This is a genomic window from Bradyrhizobium sp. CCGB20 (genome assembly GCF_024199855.1).
In the GTDB taxonomy this organism is placed as follows: domain Bacteria; phylum Pseudomonadota; class Alphaproteobacteria; order Rhizobiales; family Xanthobacteraceae; genus Bradyrhizobium.
On the sequence record NZ_JANADN010000001.1, the window covers coordinates 1311158 to 1327885 of the forward strand.

20 protein-coding genes are annotated in these 16728 nt (G+C 64.6%); 13 read left to right on the forward strand and 7 right to left on the reverse strand.

Annotated elements, in window-relative coordinates; genetic code table 11:
• Nucleotides 1-163: 163 nt before the first annotated feature.
• A complete protein-coding gene (locus NLM15_RS06075; RefSeq protein ID WP_254116131.1) occupies nt 164-1129 on the reverse strand; it encodes a glyoxylate/hydroxypyruvate reductase A in 966 nt (321 codons plus the stop codon).
• Nucleotides 1130-1272: 143 nt separating this feature from the next.
• On the opposite strand from NLM15_RS06075, the gene NLM15_RS06080 reads away from it, so the two are divergent.
• The 4 genes from NLM15_RS06080 (at nt 1273) to NLM15_RS06095 (ending at nt 4098) form a co-directional block, all read left to right on the forward strand.
• On the forward strand, nt 1273-1641 hold the full coding sequence (locus NLM15_RS06080) for a YciI family protein (protein WP_254116132.1): 369 nt from the start codon (nt 1273-1275) through the stop codon (nt 1639-1641).
• Complete coding sequence (locus NLM15_RS06085) at nt 1638-2933, forward strand: RNA polymerase sigma factor (protein WP_254116133.1); 1296 nt, start codon at nt 1638-1640, stop codon at nt 2931-2933. The genes NLM15_RS06080 and NLM15_RS06085 overlap by 4 nt, the downstream gene beginning before the upstream one ends.
• A gap of 183 nt (nt 2934-3116) precedes the next feature.
• Nucleotides 3117-3653: an SRPBCC family protein gene (locus NLM15_RS06090; protein WP_254116134.1), complete on the forward strand. Its 537-nt coding sequence runs from the start codon at nt 3117-3119 to the stop codon at nt 3651-3653.
• A 31-nt stretch (nt 3654-3684) separates the two neighbouring features.
• Nucleotides 3685-4098 carry a VOC family protein gene (locus NLM15_RS06095; protein ID WP_254116135.1) on the forward strand — a complete coding sequence of 138 codons (414 nt, stop codon included), beginning with the start codon at nt 3685-3687 and terminating at the stop codon, nt 4096-4098.
• Between the two features lie 107 nt (nt 4099-4205).
• Here NLM15_RS06095 and NLM15_RS06100 read toward each other — a convergent pair whose 3' ends face one another.
• The 5 genes from NLM15_RS06100 to NLM15_RS06120 all read right to left on the reverse strand — a co-directional run bounded on the left by NLM15_RS06100 (nt 4206) and on the right by NLM15_RS06120 (nt 8949).
• Nucleotides 4206-4577 (reverse strand): hypothetical protein, encoded by a 372-nt coding sequence (locus tag NLM15_RS06100; protein ID WP_254116136.1) that lies wholly within the window; start codon nt 4575-4577, stop codon nt 4206-4208.
• A 425-nt stretch (nt 4578-5002) separates the two neighbouring features.
• Nucleotides 5003-5455 (reverse strand): hypothetical protein, encoded by a 453-nt coding sequence (locus tag NLM15_RS06105; RefSeq protein ID WP_254116137.1) that lies wholly within the window; start codon nt 5453-5455, stop codon nt 5003-5005.
• 196 nt (nt 5456-5651) lie between these two features.
• The gene (locus NLM15_RS06110; RefSeq protein ID WP_254116138.1) at nt 5652-6089 is read right to left on the reverse strand and encodes a hypothetical protein; all 438 of its coding nucleotides are present in this window, start codon (nt 6087-6089) and stop codon (nt 5652-5654) included.
• Between the two features lie 141 nt (nt 6090-6230).
• Nucleotides 6231-7019, reverse strand: coding sequence for an SDR family NAD(P)-dependent oxidoreductase (locus NLM15_RS06115; protein ID WP_254116139.1), 789 nt, complete (start codon nt 7017-7019; stop codon nt 6231-6233).
• Nucleotides 7020-7284: 265 nt separating this feature from the next.
• Entirely contained in the window at nt 7285-8949 is a 1665-nt protein-coding gene (locus NLM15_RS06120) for a PAS domain-containing methyl-accepting chemotaxis protein (RefSeq protein WP_254116140.1), read from the reverse strand.
• 309 nt (nt 8950-9258) lie between these two features.
• Between NLM15_RS06120 and NLM15_RS06125 the strand changes: the two genes are divergently transcribed.
• From NLM15_RS06125 to NLM15_RS06165, 9 genes are all read left to right on the forward strand, one after another.
• Nucleotides 9259-9624: a nuclear transport factor 2 family protein gene (locus NLM15_RS06125; protein WP_254116141.1), complete on the forward strand. Its 366-nt coding sequence runs from the start codon at nt 9259-9261 to the stop codon at nt 9622-9624.
• Between the two features lie 127 nt (nt 9625-9751).
• The gene (locus NLM15_RS06130; protein ID WP_254116142.1) at nt 9752-10168 is read left to right on the forward strand and encodes a YciI family protein; all 417 of its coding nucleotides are present in this window, start codon (nt 9752-9754) and stop codon (nt 10166-10168) included.
• Nucleotides 10169-10299: 131 nt separating this feature from the next.
• Complete coding sequence (locus NLM15_RS06135) at nt 10300-10704, forward strand: YciI family protein (RefSeq protein WP_254116143.1); 405 nt, start codon at nt 10300-10302, stop codon at nt 10702-10704.
• 51 nt (nt 10705-10755) lie between these two features.
• Nucleotides 10756-11121, forward strand: coding sequence for a YciI family protein (locus tag NLM15_RS06140; protein WP_254116144.1), 366 nt, complete (start codon nt 10756-10758; stop codon nt 11119-11121).
• Between the two features lie 126 nt (nt 11122-11247).
• Entirely contained in the window at nt 11248-11988 is a 741-nt protein-coding gene (locus NLM15_RS06145; protein WP_254116145.1) for a TetR/AcrR family transcriptional regulator, read from the forward strand.
• Nucleotides 11989-12109: 121 nt separating this feature from the next.
• Entirely contained in the window at nt 12110-12601 is a 492-nt protein-coding gene (locus tag NLM15_RS06150) for a DUF2852 domain-containing protein (protein WP_254116146.1), read from the forward strand.
• A gap of 207 nt (nt 12602-12808) precedes the next feature.
• Nucleotides 12809-12988: a hypothetical protein gene (locus NLM15_RS06155; RefSeq protein ID WP_254116147.1), complete on the forward strand. Its 180-nt coding sequence runs from the start codon at nt 12809-12811 to the stop codon at nt 12986-12988.
• Between the two features lie 98 nt (nt 12989-13086).
• Nucleotides 13087-13854, forward strand: a complete 768-nt coding sequence (locus NLM15_RS06160) for a serine acetyltransferase (protein WP_254116148.1) — start codon at nt 13087-13089, stop codon at nt 13852-13854.
• Between the two features lie 40 nt (nt 13855-13894).
• Nucleotides 13895-14605 carry an SDR family NAD(P)-dependent oxidoreductase gene (locus tag NLM15_RS06165; protein WP_254116149.1) on the forward strand — a complete coding sequence of 237 codons (711 nt, stop codon included), beginning with the start codon at nt 13895-13897 and terminating at the stop codon, nt 14603-14605.
• 16 nt (nt 14606-14621) lie between these two features.
• On the opposite strand, the gene ggt is transcribed toward NLM15_RS06165, so the two are convergent.
• Nucleotides 14622-16358, reverse strand: coding sequence for a gamma-glutamyltransferase (ggt, locus tag NLM15_RS06170; RefSeq protein WP_254116150.1), 1737 nt, complete (start codon nt 16356-16358; stop codon nt 14622-14624).
• Between the last annotated feature and the right edge of the window lie 370 nt (nt 16359-16728).

The window sequence follows — 16728 nt, forward strand, 5'->3', positions numbered from 1 at the left end:
AGTGCGCAATTGCGCACGGGGCGCGGGGACCCATAGCCACAGGGAGGTTTTTGGCGACGACTCGCCGTTCGGTACTGCTACCGCTCGCTATCGATAGATCACGCGGTATGGGTCCCCGCGTTCGCGGGGACGACCTGAGGGTGGGGCGTGTGCGTGCCTCTTCCTAATACCCCCGCGCCCGGTCCACCACGTTCTCCAGCGTCCCGCCCGCCTCGAACCGCGCGATCTGCTCGGCGACATAGGCCGAGATCGCATCCGCGTCGGTGTCGGCTGCGTTGTGCGGCGTCAGCACCACCTTGGGGTGGGTCCAGAACCGGCTGTCGGCCGGCTGCGGCTCCTGCACGAAGACGTCGAGCGAGACGGCGCCGAGTGTGCCGTCGTCGAGGCAGGCGAGGATGTCGGCTTCGTTCTGCAAGCCGCCGCGGCCGGCATTGATCAGAACCGGCGCGCCGAGCGGGCTGTTGCGGTTGAGCTTGGTGAAGACGTCGCGGTTGAGGATGCCGTGCGTGTCAGGCGTCAGCGGCAGCAGGCTGACGAGGATATCGGTCTTGCGCAGGAACGCATCGATTCCGGCCGTGCCATGGAAGCATTCGACGCCCTCGATCTTGCGCGGGCTGCGGCTCCAGCCGGCAACGCGGAAGCCGAGCCGCCGCAGCACGTCGGCCGCATCGGCGCCCAGCGTGCCCAAGCCCATGACGCCGACCGTCACCGCGCTCGCCGGCCACTGATAGAGCGGCTCCCAGCGTTTTGCGCGCTGCGAATCCCGCAGGTAAAGCTCCTGGCGATGGTGCATCAGCACGTGCAGCACGACATATTCGGTCATGCGGTTGGTGAGATCAGGCACGGCGACGCGCACCAGCGGCACATCAGGCAGGCTCCTGTCCGCCATCAGCGCATCGACGCCCGCGCCCAGATTGAAGATCGCACGCAGGTTCGGAAACGAGCCGAGGTCGCCCGGCACCGGCTTCCACACCGCGGCATAGTGCACCTCGGCCGGGTCGAGGGAGGCGTCTGGCAGCAGCACCACGCGGCGGCCGCCGCAGACCGCATCGAACCGGGCCTTCCAGCGCTCCGGCAGCCAGTTCTGCTGCGTGCTGTTGATCAGGACGGCCAGTGTGCCTTTGCTCATTCGAATTGCCTCGTCGGGTTCCGCTCTTGAAGGCTCTCCTTGGCACGATCCGACGGAATTTTCTCGCAAATTTTTTCCGCAGCCCTGTCGGGGCGATGCATAGTGGATCGTCTTCAAGACAAGCGTTCAGGAAGGTACTGCCCATGCTTTATGCGATCCTTTGCTATCACGACGAGGACTTCGTCGGCTCCTGGAGCAAGGACCAGGACGAGGCCGTGATGAAGAAGCTCGCCGTGGTGCAGGACAAGCTCACACAGCAGGGCCGGCTCGGCCCGGTGGCGCGGCTGTTGCCGACCACGGCGGCGGCGACGCTGCGCAAGGAAGACCCGCCGCTGGTGCTCGACGGCCCCTATGCAGAGACCAAGGAGCAATTGCTCGGCTTCTACATCGTCGACTGCAAGAACCTCGACGACGCGCTTGACGTTGCCCGCGACCTTGGCGCTGCCAATCCCGGCGGCGCCTATGAGGTGCGCCCTGTGGGCGTGTTCAGGCCCGGAGGAAATCTGACGTGAGCGAGACCGATACCGCCTGGATCGAGACCGCGCTGACCTCGGCGCGCCCCCAGGCGGTCGGCGCGCTGCTGCGCTACTTCCGCGATCTCGACACCGCCGAAGAAGCCTTCCAGAACGCCTGCCTGCGCGCGCTCAAGACCTGGCCCCAGAACGGGCCGCCGCGCGATCCCGCGGCCTGGCTGATCATGGTTGGCCGCAACGTCGCCATCGACGAGGTGCGCCGCGCCCGCAAGCAGCAGCCGCTGCCGGAAGACGACCAGGCCATCTCCGATCTCGACGACGCCGAAGGCGCGCTCGCCGAGCGGCTCGATGGTTCGCACTACCGCGACGACATCCTGCGGCTGATGTTCATTTGCTGCCATCCGCAGCTGCCGGCGACCCAGCAGATCGCGCTGGCGCTGCGCATCGTCTCCGGTCTCACCGTGAAGCAGATCGCGCGCGCTTTCCTGGTCTCGGACGCAGCGATGGAGCAGCGCATCACGCGCGCCAAGGCCAAGGTCGCCGAAGCCGGGACGCCGTTCGAAGCGCCCGGCGCGATCGAACGTTCCGAGCGGCTCGCCGGTGTCGCCGCCATGATCTACCTGATCTTCAACGAGGGCTATTCGGCGAGCGGCGACACCGCGGAGATCCGAAAGCCGCTCTGCGAGGAAGCGATCCGGCTGGCGCGGTTGCTGCTGCGGCTGTTCCAGAGCGAGCCCGAGATCATGGGACTCACGGCGCTGATCCTGTTGCAGCATGCCCGCAGCGCCGCGCGCTTTGCCGCGGATGGCTCGCTGATCCTGCTCGACGACCAGGACCGCACGCTGTGGAACGGCACCATGATCGCGGAAGGCCTCGCGCTGATCGACAAGGCGATGCGGCATCGCCGTAGCGGTCCCTATCAGATCCAGGCCGCGATCGCCGCGCTGCATGCCCGTGCGGCGACGCCGGAGGAGACCGACTGGACCCAGATCGACCTGCTCTACGGCGCGCTGGAGGTGATGCAGCCTTCGCCGGTGGTGACGCTCAACCGGGCGGTTGCGGTCTCCAAGGTGCGCGGGCCGCAAGCGGCGCTCGAGCTGATCGAGCCGCTGGCCCCGAAGCTCGCCAACTACTTCCATTTCTACGGCGTGCGCGGCGCCTTCCTGATGCAACTCGGCCGTAACGACGAAGCCCGCATCGCCTTCGACCGCGCCATCGCGCTCGCCAATACCTCGGCGGAAGCCGCCCATATCCGCATGCACATCGATCGCCTGATCAGGGACAGTCAGCCGAAGGGGGCCGACGCAAGGCAGGGCGCGAAGGCGAAGTGACGGCGAAGCTGTCATTCCGGGATGGTTCGAAGGACCAGACTATGCGCAATTGCGCACCTGAGAATCTCGAGATTCCGGGTTCGGTCCTGCGGACCGCCCCGGAATGACGATCAAAAATCATTCCGTCATTTGTCGGCCCCAGCCCGCCCCGTTCGTCCTTAGCCCGTATCCAGGGAGCCATTCATGCTGAAAGCCATTTCCATCATTGCCGTCGTGCTTGCCGTCGGCGTCGCCGCGATTCTCGTCTTCGCGTTGACAAAACCCGATACGTTCCGCGTCGAGCGGTCGCTCGCCGTGAAGGCGCAAGCCGATGCGATCTATCCGCAAGTCGCCGATTTCCACCGCTGGACCGGCTGGTCGCCCTATGAGAACCGCGATCCCGCGATGAAGCGCACCTTCGGCGGAACTGCGGCAGGAAAGGGCGCGACCTATGCGTGGGACGGCAATAATAATGTCGGCGCCGGGCATATGGAGATCCTCGAGGCGAGTACGCCGTCGAAGCTCCGCATCAAGCTCGATTTCGAGCGTCCGTTCGAAGGCCACAACACCGCCGAGTTCACCTTTGTGCCGCAAGGCGATGCCACACTGGTCACATGGGCGATGTATGGTCCGGCCCCGTTCATGTCCAAGGTGATGCAGGTCTTCATCAACATGGACAGCATGATCGGCAAGGACTTTGAGGCCGGCCTCGCCAGCCTGAAGAAGCTCACCGAGAAGTAACGCCCACAAGAAGCGAAGAAGGAGAGAGACGATGCTCAATGCCTATTTGTTCTATCAGGACACCTGCGAAGCCGCGTTCAACTTCTACGCCAAGGTTTTGGGCGGCAAGATCGACGCGCTGATGCGGTCATCGGACGCGCCGCCGGACATGCCCGCCGCGCCCGGCCGCGAGAAGATGATCATGCATGCGCGGATGTCGCTGCCCGACGGCAGTGTGCTGATGGCCTCCGATGTGCCGCCCGAGCATTTCAGCAAGCCGCAGGGCTTCTCGATCTCTTTCACGGTCAAGGACCCCGCCGACGGTGAGCGCAAGTTCAACGCGCTCGCCGACGGCGGCACCGTCACCATGCCCTACAGCAAGACGTTCTGGGCCAAGGGTTTTGGCATGTGCGTCGACAAGTTCGGGATTCCCTGGATGGTGAACTGCCCGGCCGAGGGAATGTGACAGGCGCTACCGCCTGATGCGCCAAGCTGCGATCCCTCTCCCGTTGTTGCGGGAGAGGGCCACTTATGACGTCGTCATGCCACACGGCCGGTCGGCCGTATGCTCTCTCACCGGACCGATCCGATCACGTCCTCGCCCGGGGGCGACTGAACGCAGCGCGGGCAGATCATGAGTTTCGTGCCCAGTTGCCGGTCGTTCTCGGCTTCGATTTCGTCACGGACTGCCCACCACGCCTCCGAGTACGGGCGCAAGGTGCCGAGCACTCTTTCCCGCTCCTGATTGGGATCGTCCGGCGCAGGCGTCGGGTTCGCTGCACTCTGCTTTGTGACAGAAGAACGCTGAGGGGCGTGGTTCGGATGCTTGTTCGGGTCTTGGCCGAGGCCGTCCCATGCGATCGGTCGACGCTCCTGCGCCTGCGCCACCGCGCATCCCATGAGCGTTGCGCAAAAAGCGAGCAAGACGAAGCGGTATCGTATCATGCCGGACCCTTGGTGCGGTACGCGACACGCAAACTCCGCATGCGGAAGCTTGCATCGCGCCAGTTAAATGGAACCTAAGGGAAACGACGTGGCCGCATGGGCCCAATATGGAATCGTGCTGTCGCATCACATTGCGAGAGCAGTGAGGCCGCTTCGTGAAATGGTCCGGATCGCATCGCACAACAACTGGCGAAATATTAGGCTGTGAACTCCCGGACAGAATCGCTAATAATTTCTTCATAAATTCTACAAACTGGGGTGGGCGTAACTTGGAAGGGGAGCGACCGATGGTGGCGGCGCTACAAATCAATTTCGCACTTTGGGGAATGCTGATCTGCGCGACGTTGGAATTGGCGCAGACCATCCAGAGGTTCTACTAGGCCTGACGAAATGCGTATCCGGCGCAATTGCGCCGTGGCGCTTGCCTAGGCGACGAGCAACGCGATGAGCGTGAAGCTGACGCTTGCGATCACGATCATCGAAAGGATGTAGTCGCGCGGCCGTGCCGCTCGCGCGGGCGGCGGCCTCCGCCGCTGGAGTGGCCCGCTCGCCTGCGATGCGGGCTCCGGCGGAGTGAGCGCGGCCCCTGCGCCCGAGGCGATATATTTCACGCCGATATACTTCACATAGAGCTCGAGCAGCCGCAGCTCGGACGGCAGGTCCATCAGGCCCTCGCGGTCGCGCCGCGACAGCAATTCGAATTCGACGGTTTCCTCGGAGCTCAGCTGGCCAAGGACGATGCGTCCCTGGTCCGACAGGCGGTAGTGAAAATCGAGGGGCGGCACGGCCTGCGACCCGTTTGAAAATGAGTCATCCTGAGAAAGCGGAACCATCCTAGTCTGCGACCACTGCTGAGATTGTGACGGCAACTCGGCCATCGCGCCTCCGGGCGGCCTCAATCTGGACGGCACCATCATAGACGGTCGCAAAAAGCCGGAAACCGCGTAAATTGGGCAGGCGTTGCGAAGCGCTTGAGCGGATTCCGCGCCTGGACCGTCGGAATTCTGCAAAACTGCCTAATCGCCGGACAGCGGCGGATTCAACCCGGTCACGGGGCTGACGGCCGGCTGCTGCTCAGCGGCAGCGTGGATAAATCGCCGCAAGATCGCGGCCCTTCAACACAAGCAATCTGGACGAGAGGCCGCCGTGGCGGCTGATCCAGTCGCGCACCGGGCCGGGATAGGCGGCAAGCACCGCGTCGGACGCTTCCGGCTCGGCATAAAAACGCCCGCGCCGGTCGACCGAACGCGCCGCGTGGAAGCCGAGTACCGCGCGCTTGGTGACGCAGATGCGTTCGCCCGGCACGATGCTCAGCACCAGCGTGCAGGCGGACAGGCACGGACCGTCGATCACCACGCGCTCGCCGCTCTCGCGGACCTTCTCGAACAGATCGAGGAACGGCCCGACCTGTCCGCCCGGCGACTGGATGATGCGGATTTCGGCCATAGCGGGCGTGGCGGCGAGCAGCGCGATGGCGAGGGGCAGGGCTTTGAGGAAGGTCGTGCGATGCATGAACGCTCCACGAACTCGATTTCGTAGGGTGGGTTAGCCGAAGGCGTAACCCACCATCTTTCGTGCGGCGTGAAAAGAGGTGGGTTACGCCCAGCGGCTCGCGCTTCGCGCAGCCGCAGTGCTAACCCACCCTACGAGGTTCTACCCGTTCCGCCGTTCGCCGCGCAGCGTCGGCAGGCCGATGCCAGCCGCATCGAAGCCGCCATCAACGGCCAAAGTTTGGCCGGTGATGTAGCTCGCACGCTCCGAACACAGGAAGTAGATCGCTTCGGCGAGTTCCTCCTCCAGGCCGTAGCGGTTGAGCGGAATGGCGTCGTGATAGTCGGCGCGGATCTCCCTGGTGTGCACCTGCTTCGCCATCGCGGTGTCGACCGGCCCCGGCGCGACGGAGTTGACGCGGATGTTGAGCGAGGCGAGCTCGACCGCGAGCTGTTTGGTCAAATGCGCAAGACCCGCCTTGCTGGTGCCGTAGGCCGAACGCAGCGTCGAGGCGCGCACCGCCGAGATCGAGGTGATGTTGACGATGGCGCCGCCGCCCTGCTCGCGCATCAGCGGCGCGGCGGCCTTGGTGCACAGGAACGGGCCGGTGAGATTGACCGCCATGATCCTGTTCCAGTCTGCATCGCTGGTCTCCAGCACTGGCGCGAACACGGCGACGCCGGCATTGTTGACGAGAGCATCGAGCCGACCGAAGCGCTGTTCGACCGTTTTCATCGCAGCGGCGACCGCTTGCGTGTCCGAGACGTCGCAGGTCAGCGCCAGCGTCGCCTCGCCTTGGCCGATATCAGCCACGGCCCTGGCGAGCAGCTCCCCCTCGATGTCGAGCAGCGCCACGCGCCAGCCCTCGGCCAAAAACTTCTTTGCGGCCGCAAGTCCGATGCCGCGCGCGGCTCCGGTGACGAGGGCGACTTTCTGCGGGGAGGCGGGCATGGGCTGATCTGTCCTGAATCCAAGAGGGGCGTGCGTGAGCACGCGCTCCTTTTACTGCGCTTTTGTCCGGGGGAGAAAGGCCCTTGCCGATGCAGCGGAACGCTCACGCGTTTGAGCCGTCACCTTGAGGCACCCGCGAAGCGGCCTCGAAGGGCGACGGCCACGGACCGGGCCGGTTCATGCTTCGTGGCTCACGCTGCTTTGCAGTGTGAGCGCTTCCCGCGACAGCCGCTTCGCGGTTGGACGACGGAGAAGGAGACACCGTCTACGACAGCTCCGCTGCCGCACGCTGCATGTTGGAGGACATGTCGGACGTCACCGCGCTCTGCTCCTCGACCGCGGCGGCGGTGGAGGCGATGAACTCGTTGACGCCGGCAATCGCCGCCTTGATCGCGGTCAGCGAAGCCACGACGTCGCCGGCGATGGTGTTCAGTGCAGCGATCTCCGTGGAGATCGTGTCGGTGGCCTGCTTGGCCTGGTTGGCGAGGCTCTTCACCTCCGAGGCGACCACGGCGAAGCCGCGCCCGGCTTCGCCTGCGCGCGCCGATTCGATCGTGGCGTTGAGCGCGAGCAGGTTGATCTGGCCGGTGATGCCCGAGATCATCTCGACGATCCCGCTCATCGCCTGCGCCGCGGCGTTCAGCCGCTGTGCCTGGCCGTCGGCAGCCTCGACGCGGCTCGTCGCGACCTTGGAGTTCTCGCGCGATTTCGTCATGGTCACTGAGATCTCGCGGATCGAAGCGCTCATCTCTTCGCTGCCGGCCGCGACCGCGTCGATCAGGCCGCGGGCATTTTCGGCTTTCTTGCGGCCGATCGCCTGCGCGGTGATGTCGGTGGCGTATTTCACCACCTTGTAGGGCTTGCCGTTGAGGTCGAAGATCGGGTTGTAGGACGCCTGGATCCAGATTTCGCGGCCGCCCTTGGCGATCCGCTTGTACTCGGCGGCCTGGTATTCGCCGCGGTTGAGCGTTTCCCAGAACTGGCGGTAGGCCGCCGAGTTCTTCTCGTTCGGCTCCACGAACATGCTGTGGTGCCGGCCCTTGATCTCGGCCAGCGCGTAACCCATCGCGGCGAGGAAATTCTCGTTGGCGCTGCGGATCGTGCCGTCCATGTTGAACTCGATCACGGCCTGCGACTTCTGGATCGCGGCGAGCTGGCCGTCATTGTCGGCCGCCTTCATCTTCTGCGCGGTGATGTCGGTTGCGAACTTCACCACCTTGAACGGCTTGCCGGTCTCGTCGAGGATCGGGTTGTAGGTCGCGAGAATCCAGATCTCCTTGGCCCCCTTGCCGAGCCGCTTGTACTCGGCCGCCTCGAACTCGCCGCGGTTCAGCCTGGCCCAGAACGCCGCATAGGCCGGGCTCGCGCGGTCCTCGGGCGTCACGAACATGCTGTGATGCTTGCCCTTGATCTCGTCGAGCGAGTAGCCCATCGCGCCCAGGAAGTTCTCGTTGGCGCTGACGATGGTTCCGTCCATGTTGAACTCGATCACGGCCTGCGCGCGGTTGATCGCAGCGATCCTGCCGGAGTCTTCCATGGTCTTGATCTTGTACGCCGTGATGTCGGTGGCGAACTTGATGAAGCTGACCACCTTGCCGCTCTCGTCGAGCAGCGGCGCGTAGGAAGCGTGGACCCAGACTTCCTTGCCGTTCTTGCCGAAGCGCTTGTATTGCGTGGTCTGGAACTCGCCGCGGTTCAGGCTGGCCCAGAAGTCGCGGTAGCGGGCGCTCTCGCGCTCGGCCGGACTGACGAAGATGCTGTGATGCTTGCCCTTGATCTCGGCGAGCGAATAGCCGCTCATCTTGAGAAGATTTTCATTGGCATCGAGAATGGTGCCGTCGAGGCCGAATTCGATCACGGCCTGCGAGCGATCGAGCGCCTCGACTTCTGCGACCGCGTGCCTGACTTTTTTGTTCTGAAAATTGAACACGTGTTGCTCCGCAATTGTTTGCCGGCGAATCGACGGGATCGAGCACCTGATCAAAAAAGTTGCACAGGCTTCTTGAGCAACCGTAAACCCTTGCAGGGCTCTGCATTGGTTCCGTAGCTTCACGTGACGAGGCTACATCCCTCAATGCACGTGCATTCTCGATCCATATGCACAGCGAGATTCATAGAGCGATCGGTGCGCGAGCCGTATTTGTACGGAAGCGATTCAATTATTTTTCGCGCTGCATCGCCGGAAATGTCGGCGAGGTCGCGCATGTGTCGTCTTCCAGATGTCGCCGAGGAGACCAGGATGACCGACGACCGCGAACGCCTGATTCGAGACCTCTTCGCCGCCTATCTCGGCAACGACCGGCAACGGGTCGCCGACGCATTGGCCGACGATTTCCGCTTCACCAGTCCGTTCGACGACGACCTCGACAAGGCGGCCTATTTCGAGCGCTGCTGGAAGGACACCGGCTGGATCGCGCAGCACGACATCGAGCGGATCTTCGTCCGCGGCGACGAGGCCTTCGTCAGCTATCTCTGCCTGGCGACAGATGGCAGGAGCTTTCGCAACACGGAGTTCTTCACCTTCGCCGGCGGCAAGGTCCGCCGCATCGAGGTCTATTTCGGTGCGGCCTTCCAGGATGGCCGGTTCGCGCCGCAGCCGCGCTGATGCGTTTGGAACAATGACCTCCGAAATAATTTTCGCGCCCCTGTCGGTATCTTAAAACCTCGTTCGTCTTACAGGGGAGCAGGGGCCGGATCGGCCCGGGACCGAAGAGAATATCAGGGAGCACGCGATGCGTTTCATGGTGATCGTCAAGGCGAACCCGGACACGGAGGCCGGCAAGATGCCGTCCACCGAGATGCTGGCGGCCATGGGCAAGTTCAACGAGGAAATGGCCAAGGCCGGCGTGATCCAGGCGGGCGAGGGCCTGCATCCGACGGTGAAGGGCGCCCGCGTCAAGTATGGCGCGCCGGAGGCGAGCGTCACCCGCGGTCCGTTCGACATTTCCCCCGACCTGATCGCCGGCTTCTGGCTGATCAAGACCGCCTCGCTGGACGAGGCCATCGCCTGGATGAAGCGCGCGCCGTTCGAGGCTGGCGCTGAAATCGAGATCCGCCAGGTGTTTTCGGCCGAGGATTTTGGCGAAGCCTTCACCCCCGAGCTGCGCGAGCAGGAAGAGCGCACCCGCGCCTACGCGGCAAAGAAATAGCTTTCGGCCGTCATTCCAGGGCGACGCGGAGCGTCGAGCCCGGAATCCATCGGGCGGCAGTGATGGTGGATGAATAGATTCCGGGCGCGCGACTTCGCGGCGCCCGGAACGACGAGAGCAACGAGGACCCCATGCGATTCATGATGCTGATGATCCCGCTCGGCTACGAGACCGCGCCGCCGGACGTGCAGCTCGATCCCGAACGCATCGCCGCGATGATGCGCTACAACGAGGCGCTGAAGGATGCCGGCGTGCTGATCACGCTCGACGGCCTGCATCCGCCGTCGACGGGTGCGCGCGTCTCGTTCGCGACCGGCGAGCCGATCGTGACCGACGGTCCCTTTGCTGAGGCCAAGGAAGTCCTGGGCGGCTATTGGATGATCGAGGTCGCCTCGCGCGAGGAGGCGATCGCCTGGGCGAAGAAGTGCCCGGCCTCCGCCAACGAGGTCATCGAGATCCGGCAGGTGCAGGAGATGACCGACTTTCCGCCGGAGGTGCAGGCAGCCGCCGCCGGTTTCGATGATCTGAAGAAGTAAACGAGAGAACCGCTGCCCCGACTTTCAACCTATCAACCTCAGGAGATACCCATGAGCGCCGAACACAAATTCCTCGCCGTCTATCTCGGCAGCATGAGCGGGACGAAAATGAAGGCTTGGCAAGCGATGCCCGAGGCCGAGCGCAAGGCAAAAGAGCGGGAGGGCATGGCCGCCTGGCACGGTTGGGTCGAGAAGCACAAGGCCGTCATCGTCGAGTTGGGCGGTCCGCTCGGCAAGACCCGCAGGATCGACGGAAGCGGCATCGCCGAGATCAGCAATGCGCTGACCGGCTTCACGGTGGTGCGGGCTGCCTCGCAGGAGGAAGCTGCCAAGCTGTTCGAGAACCATCCGCATTTTGCGATCTTTCCCGGCGAGGCGGTCGAGGTCATGCCCGTGCTGGCAATTCCGCAAGTGTAGCCTCGGTGAGGTCGTTTCCGGGCGCGATGCCGACGCACCGGCCCGGCTGACCGGGAGAGTACGGGGTTAATCACACCCCATTCCCGCTAGTGACCTTCGCGCCCAGCTCATGTAAAAGCCGTTCACATGAGCTGGCGCAAGGAACAGCGCCGCGCCGAGCGCGGCTATCACCACGGCAATCTGAAGGAAGCCCTGTTGCAGGCCGCTCTCGGGCTGATCGCCGAGAAGGGCGCGGCCGGCTTCACCTTCGCCGATGCCGCGCGCATGGCTGGCGTCAGCGCGGCGGCGCCTTACCGGCATTTCCGCGACCGCGACGAGTTGCTGTCCTCGATCGCGCAGCGCGGCTTCGAGCAGTTCGAGCAGCGCCTGACCGCGGCCTGGGACGATGGCCGCCCGGATACGGTTACGGCGTTCGAGCGCGTCGGCAAGGCCTATCTCGCCTTTGCCCGCGAGGAGCCCGCTTTCTACAACGCGATGTTCGAATCGGGCGTGCCGGTCGATTCAAATCCGGCGCTGCAGGCGGCCAGTGAACGCGCCTTCAACATCATTCGCGCCGCGGCAGAACGGCTCGCCGCGCTCGCACCGCCCGGCACGCCGCGCCCGCCGGCGATGATGATGGCGCTGCACATCTGGTCGATGGCGCACGGCGTGGCCTCGCTGTTCTCACGCGGCGACGCGGCGCGGCGAAAACTGCCGATGTCGCCGGATGAGCTGTTAGAGGCCGAGGTGCTGATCTATCTGCGCGGTCTCGGCTTCCCCACTGACCGCCGTCCTCCGGCGAAAAGCCCTCAGCCGCCCCCGGTGCCACCGGAGGCATCCTCCGGTTCTGGCGTGCCGCCCGGCGGGCCCTGGGGCAAGCCGAAATAAAATTGCGCAAATAATCACGCGGGCGTGTCAGGCGGTCAGCTTGACAAAATCGCGGGATGGTCTAGCTATGTAAATGTTATTTACATTCACAACGGCGCTGGTGCCGTGATGGAGATGGGAAATGGCCTACACCGCTGATGTCAATCGATGGCGCGGCCCTTCGGATCAATACCAACAATACGAGCGTCCCCGCATGCTGGACACGCCGTGGCATCCCGGCTGGATCGCCGTGACCATCCTCGGCTTCATCATCTGGTGGCCGATCGGACTTGCCCTTCTCTTTTTCACACTCGGGAGCAGAAGAATGTCGTGCTGGAGCAATCAGGATCGCTGGCAGAACAAGATGGAGCGGATGCAGTACAAGATGGACCGCATGCGTGATCGGATGGAGCGCCGCGGCTTCGGCTTTGGTTTCGGCCCGCCGACCTCTGGCAACCGTGCCTTCGACGAGTATCGCTCTGAAACGTTGCGCCGGCTCGAGGAAGAGCAGGTCGAGTTCAAGAACTTCCTCGACCGTCTGCGTCACGCCAAGGACAAGGAAGAGTTCGACCAGTTCATGGCCCAGCACAAGACGCGTCCGACCCCGCCGCCGACCGACCAGCCGCAAGGCTGATCTGAGAAAGGCTGATCTGGGTCGAGATCTCAAAGCCTTCAGGCGCATGCCCCCAAAGTCCTGATGGCCCCGAGCCGCCCGCCTGCGCAACCCGCAGGCGGGCGGTTTGGTTTTGGAGGGCGGAGAGAGCCGATCGCTGGCGATCCGACACCAAGACGTGCGGGTGGTGTATCGTCGGCTCGCGCAGCTCATGCCTGGACAAAGCGTATGATGGATATCTGGACCCGCTTGCTCCTCGGCGTGACCGCTTTCGCGGTGCTGGGCTACATCGGCATCGTCTATGGCGGATGCGCGGCCGATCCCGACTGCCATTTTGGCCCCTGTCCGGGCCGGCAGGCTTTTTGCGGCGTGGTCCATGCTGGTGCGCGGGAAAAGCAGGCGCCTTAGAACCCGTTGGCACGAGGCCCATCCCGTCGGCCTGACTGGCGTCTCCATGCGGACCGCCTATATCTGCCGGTGCAAACGCAGGCCGAGCGGAGGCGACGATGGCAAAAGCTGCGATCATGGCGGGCGACGGCCTCTGGCAGGCGATCCGCGGCGAAGCGCAGCGTGCTGCGGCGGCTGATCCCGTCTTCGGCAAAGCCGTTGCCGATGCCATCCTCGTCCATGACGATTTTGCCGCTGCGCTCGCCGATCTGATCGGGCGCAGGCTCGGTGGTGGCGCGCCGGAGCGGGCGCGCTTCACGGCTTTTTCGAGCGACGCCTTTCGCGGGGAGACGGACCTGATCGCCGCGGCCGCCCGCGACCTGCGGGCGATCGCGATCCACGATCCCGCCATCGCCGACCTGCTGCCGCCGCTCCTGCACTTCAAGGGCTACGTGGCGCTGCAAGCCTGGCGCGTCTCGAACTGGCTCTGCCGTCATGACCATCGCGACGCGGCGCTGCTGTTTCAGAACGAGGCCTCGAACGTCTTGCAGGTCAGCATTCATCCGGCCGCCCACATCGGGTCGTCAGTCTATCTCGACCACGCCACCGGCATCGTGATCGGTGCGAATGTGGTGATCGGCGATGAGGTCACCATTCTCCAGAATGTCAGCATCGGCCGCGATGGTGAACTGCCGACGCGTTCGCCCCGCATCGGCCGCGGCGTCTTCATCGGCGCCGGCGCGACCATTCTCGGCGACATCGGCATCGGCGATTTCGCGAAGATCGGCGCCGGCACGGTCGTCACATCAGACGTTCCCGGCGGCTGCACCGCCGTCGGCAATCCCGCGCGTCTGACCAATTGCCCCGAACCTGCCTCGGCGGCCTGACCCGCTCACCACATCAGCTTTCAACCTTCGGAGACGTGCAATGAAGACGGCAATCGTGATCGGCGTCGGACCGGACCGCGGGCTCGGCGCCCGGCTCTGCAAGCGCTTTGCGGCAGAGGGACTCAAGGTGATCGTCGCAGGCCGGACGCTGTCCGCGTTGCAGGCGGTTGCAGATGACATCACGAAGGCGGGCGGCGCTGCCGTTCCGGTCGTCGCCGACGCGACCAGCGAGCGTGACATCGCCGCTGTGTTCGATGCCGCCGGCGAAAACCTCGATCTCGCCATCTACAACGCCGGCAACAACACGCCGGGCAGGATCATCGAGATGGAGGCCGACTATTTCGAGCAGGCCTGGCGCGTGGTCTGCTTCGGCGGCTTCCTGTTCGGCCGCGAGGCGGTGCGCCGCATGGTGCCGAAGAAGACGGGAACGCTGCTGTTCACCGGCGCCAGCGCCTCGCTGCGCGGGCGCTCCGGCTACGGTGCCTTCAACTCGGCCAAGGCGGGGGTGCGCACGCTGGCGCAGGCCATGGCCAAAGAATACGCGAGCGACGGCATCCATGTCGGCCATGTCGTGGTCGACGGCGCCATCGCCGGCGACAAGATCATCTCGCGCTTTCCGGACGCGGCAGGGCGCGAGGACAGCCTGATCGACATCGAGGGCATCGTCGATGCCTTCGCCTTCCTCTACCGCCAGCCCGAACGCGCCTGGTCGTTCGAGCTCGATGTGCGGACCTCGAAGGAGAAATGGTAGGGCACCGCGCGTTCTCTCAATACCCGGCTGCGAGCCCCGAGTTGCGGCGGGGATCGTTGGCGCCATAGTAGCGGTTGTTGCCGACTTGCTTGCCGTCGAGCGACGGTGCGCCGACGATAATGACTGCCAGATGATTGGCCGGCTGCGGCGGCCCGAACTTGTGGCCCATACCTTCCAGAATCTTTTGCGTATCCGGCGATAGGGCATAGTTCTCGACGTTGGTCAGGTCCGGCAGCCATTGCTGATGGATGCGCGGCATGTCGACGGCTTCCTGCGCGTTCATGCCGTAATCGATCGCGTTGATCATGGTCTGCAAGACCGCCGTGATGATGCGGCTGCCGCCGGGCGTCCCCACCACCATGACTGTCTTGCCGTCCTTGGTGACGATCGTCGGGCTCATCGAGGACAGCGGCCGCTTGCCGGGAGCGATGGAATTGGCCTCGCCCTGCACCAGGCCGTACAGGTTCGGCACCCCGACCTTGGCAGTGAAGTCGTCCATTTCATCGTTCAGCAGGACGCCGGTCTTGGCCGCCGTCACTTTGGCGCCGAACCAGTCGTTCAGCGTGTAGGTCACCGATACGGCGTTGCCGTCCTTGTCGGCGATTGAATAATGCGTGGTGTTGCTGCCCTCATGGGGCGCAACGCCCGGCTTGATGTCCTTGGAGACGCCAGCCTTGTTCGGATCGATCACGGCGCGGATCTTGGTCGCGTAACCCTTGTCGAGGAGGCGGTCGAGCGGATTCTTCACGAAGTCCGGATCGCCGAGGTAGCTGTTGCGGTCCACGTAAGCGTGGCGCATGGCCTCGATCTGCACGTGCACGGCCTGCGCGGAGTGGTAGCCCAGCTCCTTTAGCGGATAGCCTTCCAGGATATTCAGGATCTCGCATATGACGACACCGCCCGAGCTTGGCGGCGGCGCGGAGATCACGTGGTAGCCGCGATAATCGCATTCGACCGGGGCGAGCTCGCGCGTCTTGTAATTGTCGAGGTCATCCTGCGTCAGCAGGCCCTTGCCGGCCTGGCTCGAAGCCACGATGGCGCTGCCAACCCAGCCTTTATAGAAGCCGTCCGTGCCTTTGCTGCTGATCTCGCGCAGGGTCTTCGCCAGCTCGGACTGCATCAGCCGGTCGCCCACACCGAATGGCTGGCCGTCCCTGAGGAAGATCGCGGCCGATGCGGGATCGTCCTTGAAATCGTCGGTTGCCGTGCGCAGTAGGTCGATGTCGCCCTGGTCCAGCGCAAAGCCCTGTTCGGCGAGCTGGATCGCGGGGGCGAGCAACTCGGCGCGCTTCATCGTGCCATATTTTTCGCGCGCATATTCCAGGCCCGAGACGGATCCTGGAACGCCCACGGCCAGGTGTCCCTTGGTCGAGATGCCCTTGATGACGTTGCCATCCTTGTCGAGATACATGTTGGCAGTCGCGCCCTTGGGCGCCGTCTCGCGGAAGTCGAGGAAGGTCTTGCGGCCGTCGGCGAGATTGATGGTCATGAAGCCGCCGCCGCCGAGATTGCCGGCTGCCGGATAGACGACGGCCAGGGCGTAACCGACGGCCACCGCGGCATCGACGGCATTGCCGCCGCGCTTGAGCACCTCGACGCCCACCTCTGTCGCCAGATGCTGCGCCGACACCACCATGCCGTTTTCCGCCGCGACCGGCGCAACCGAGGCCGCGCGCGCGGGGCTGGATGCGACCAGGCAGATCGATACGACCGCAGCGGTCATCCACTGCACATGTGTCTGTGGTTTCGGCATGGGGTGTTCCCTAGGGCTGGCCGGTGATGCCGGCACGTTGTTGTCCGCGAACGGACCCTATCAGCTCGCGTGCGCTGGGGGAGCAGGAGGAGTGGTGACTCTCGATGCCCGCCGAGCCGCACTCTGCGCTCCCTCCCCCCTTGCGGGGGAGGGCGGGGGAGAGGGGTGGCCCAGGAAACGGTGTTCATTCTACGCCGGGGATCTTCGTCTCAGAGAGAATCCCCGTGGGAACCCCTCTCCCTATCCCTCCCCCGCAAGGGGGGAGGGAACCGAGCTCCTTGGGGGCCGGCAGCTCCCCCCGCACCGCCACGCGACCTCCTGCCTCGCACCTCGCCGCCTCATCCCCCTGTGCCGCCTACCATTCCGGCAG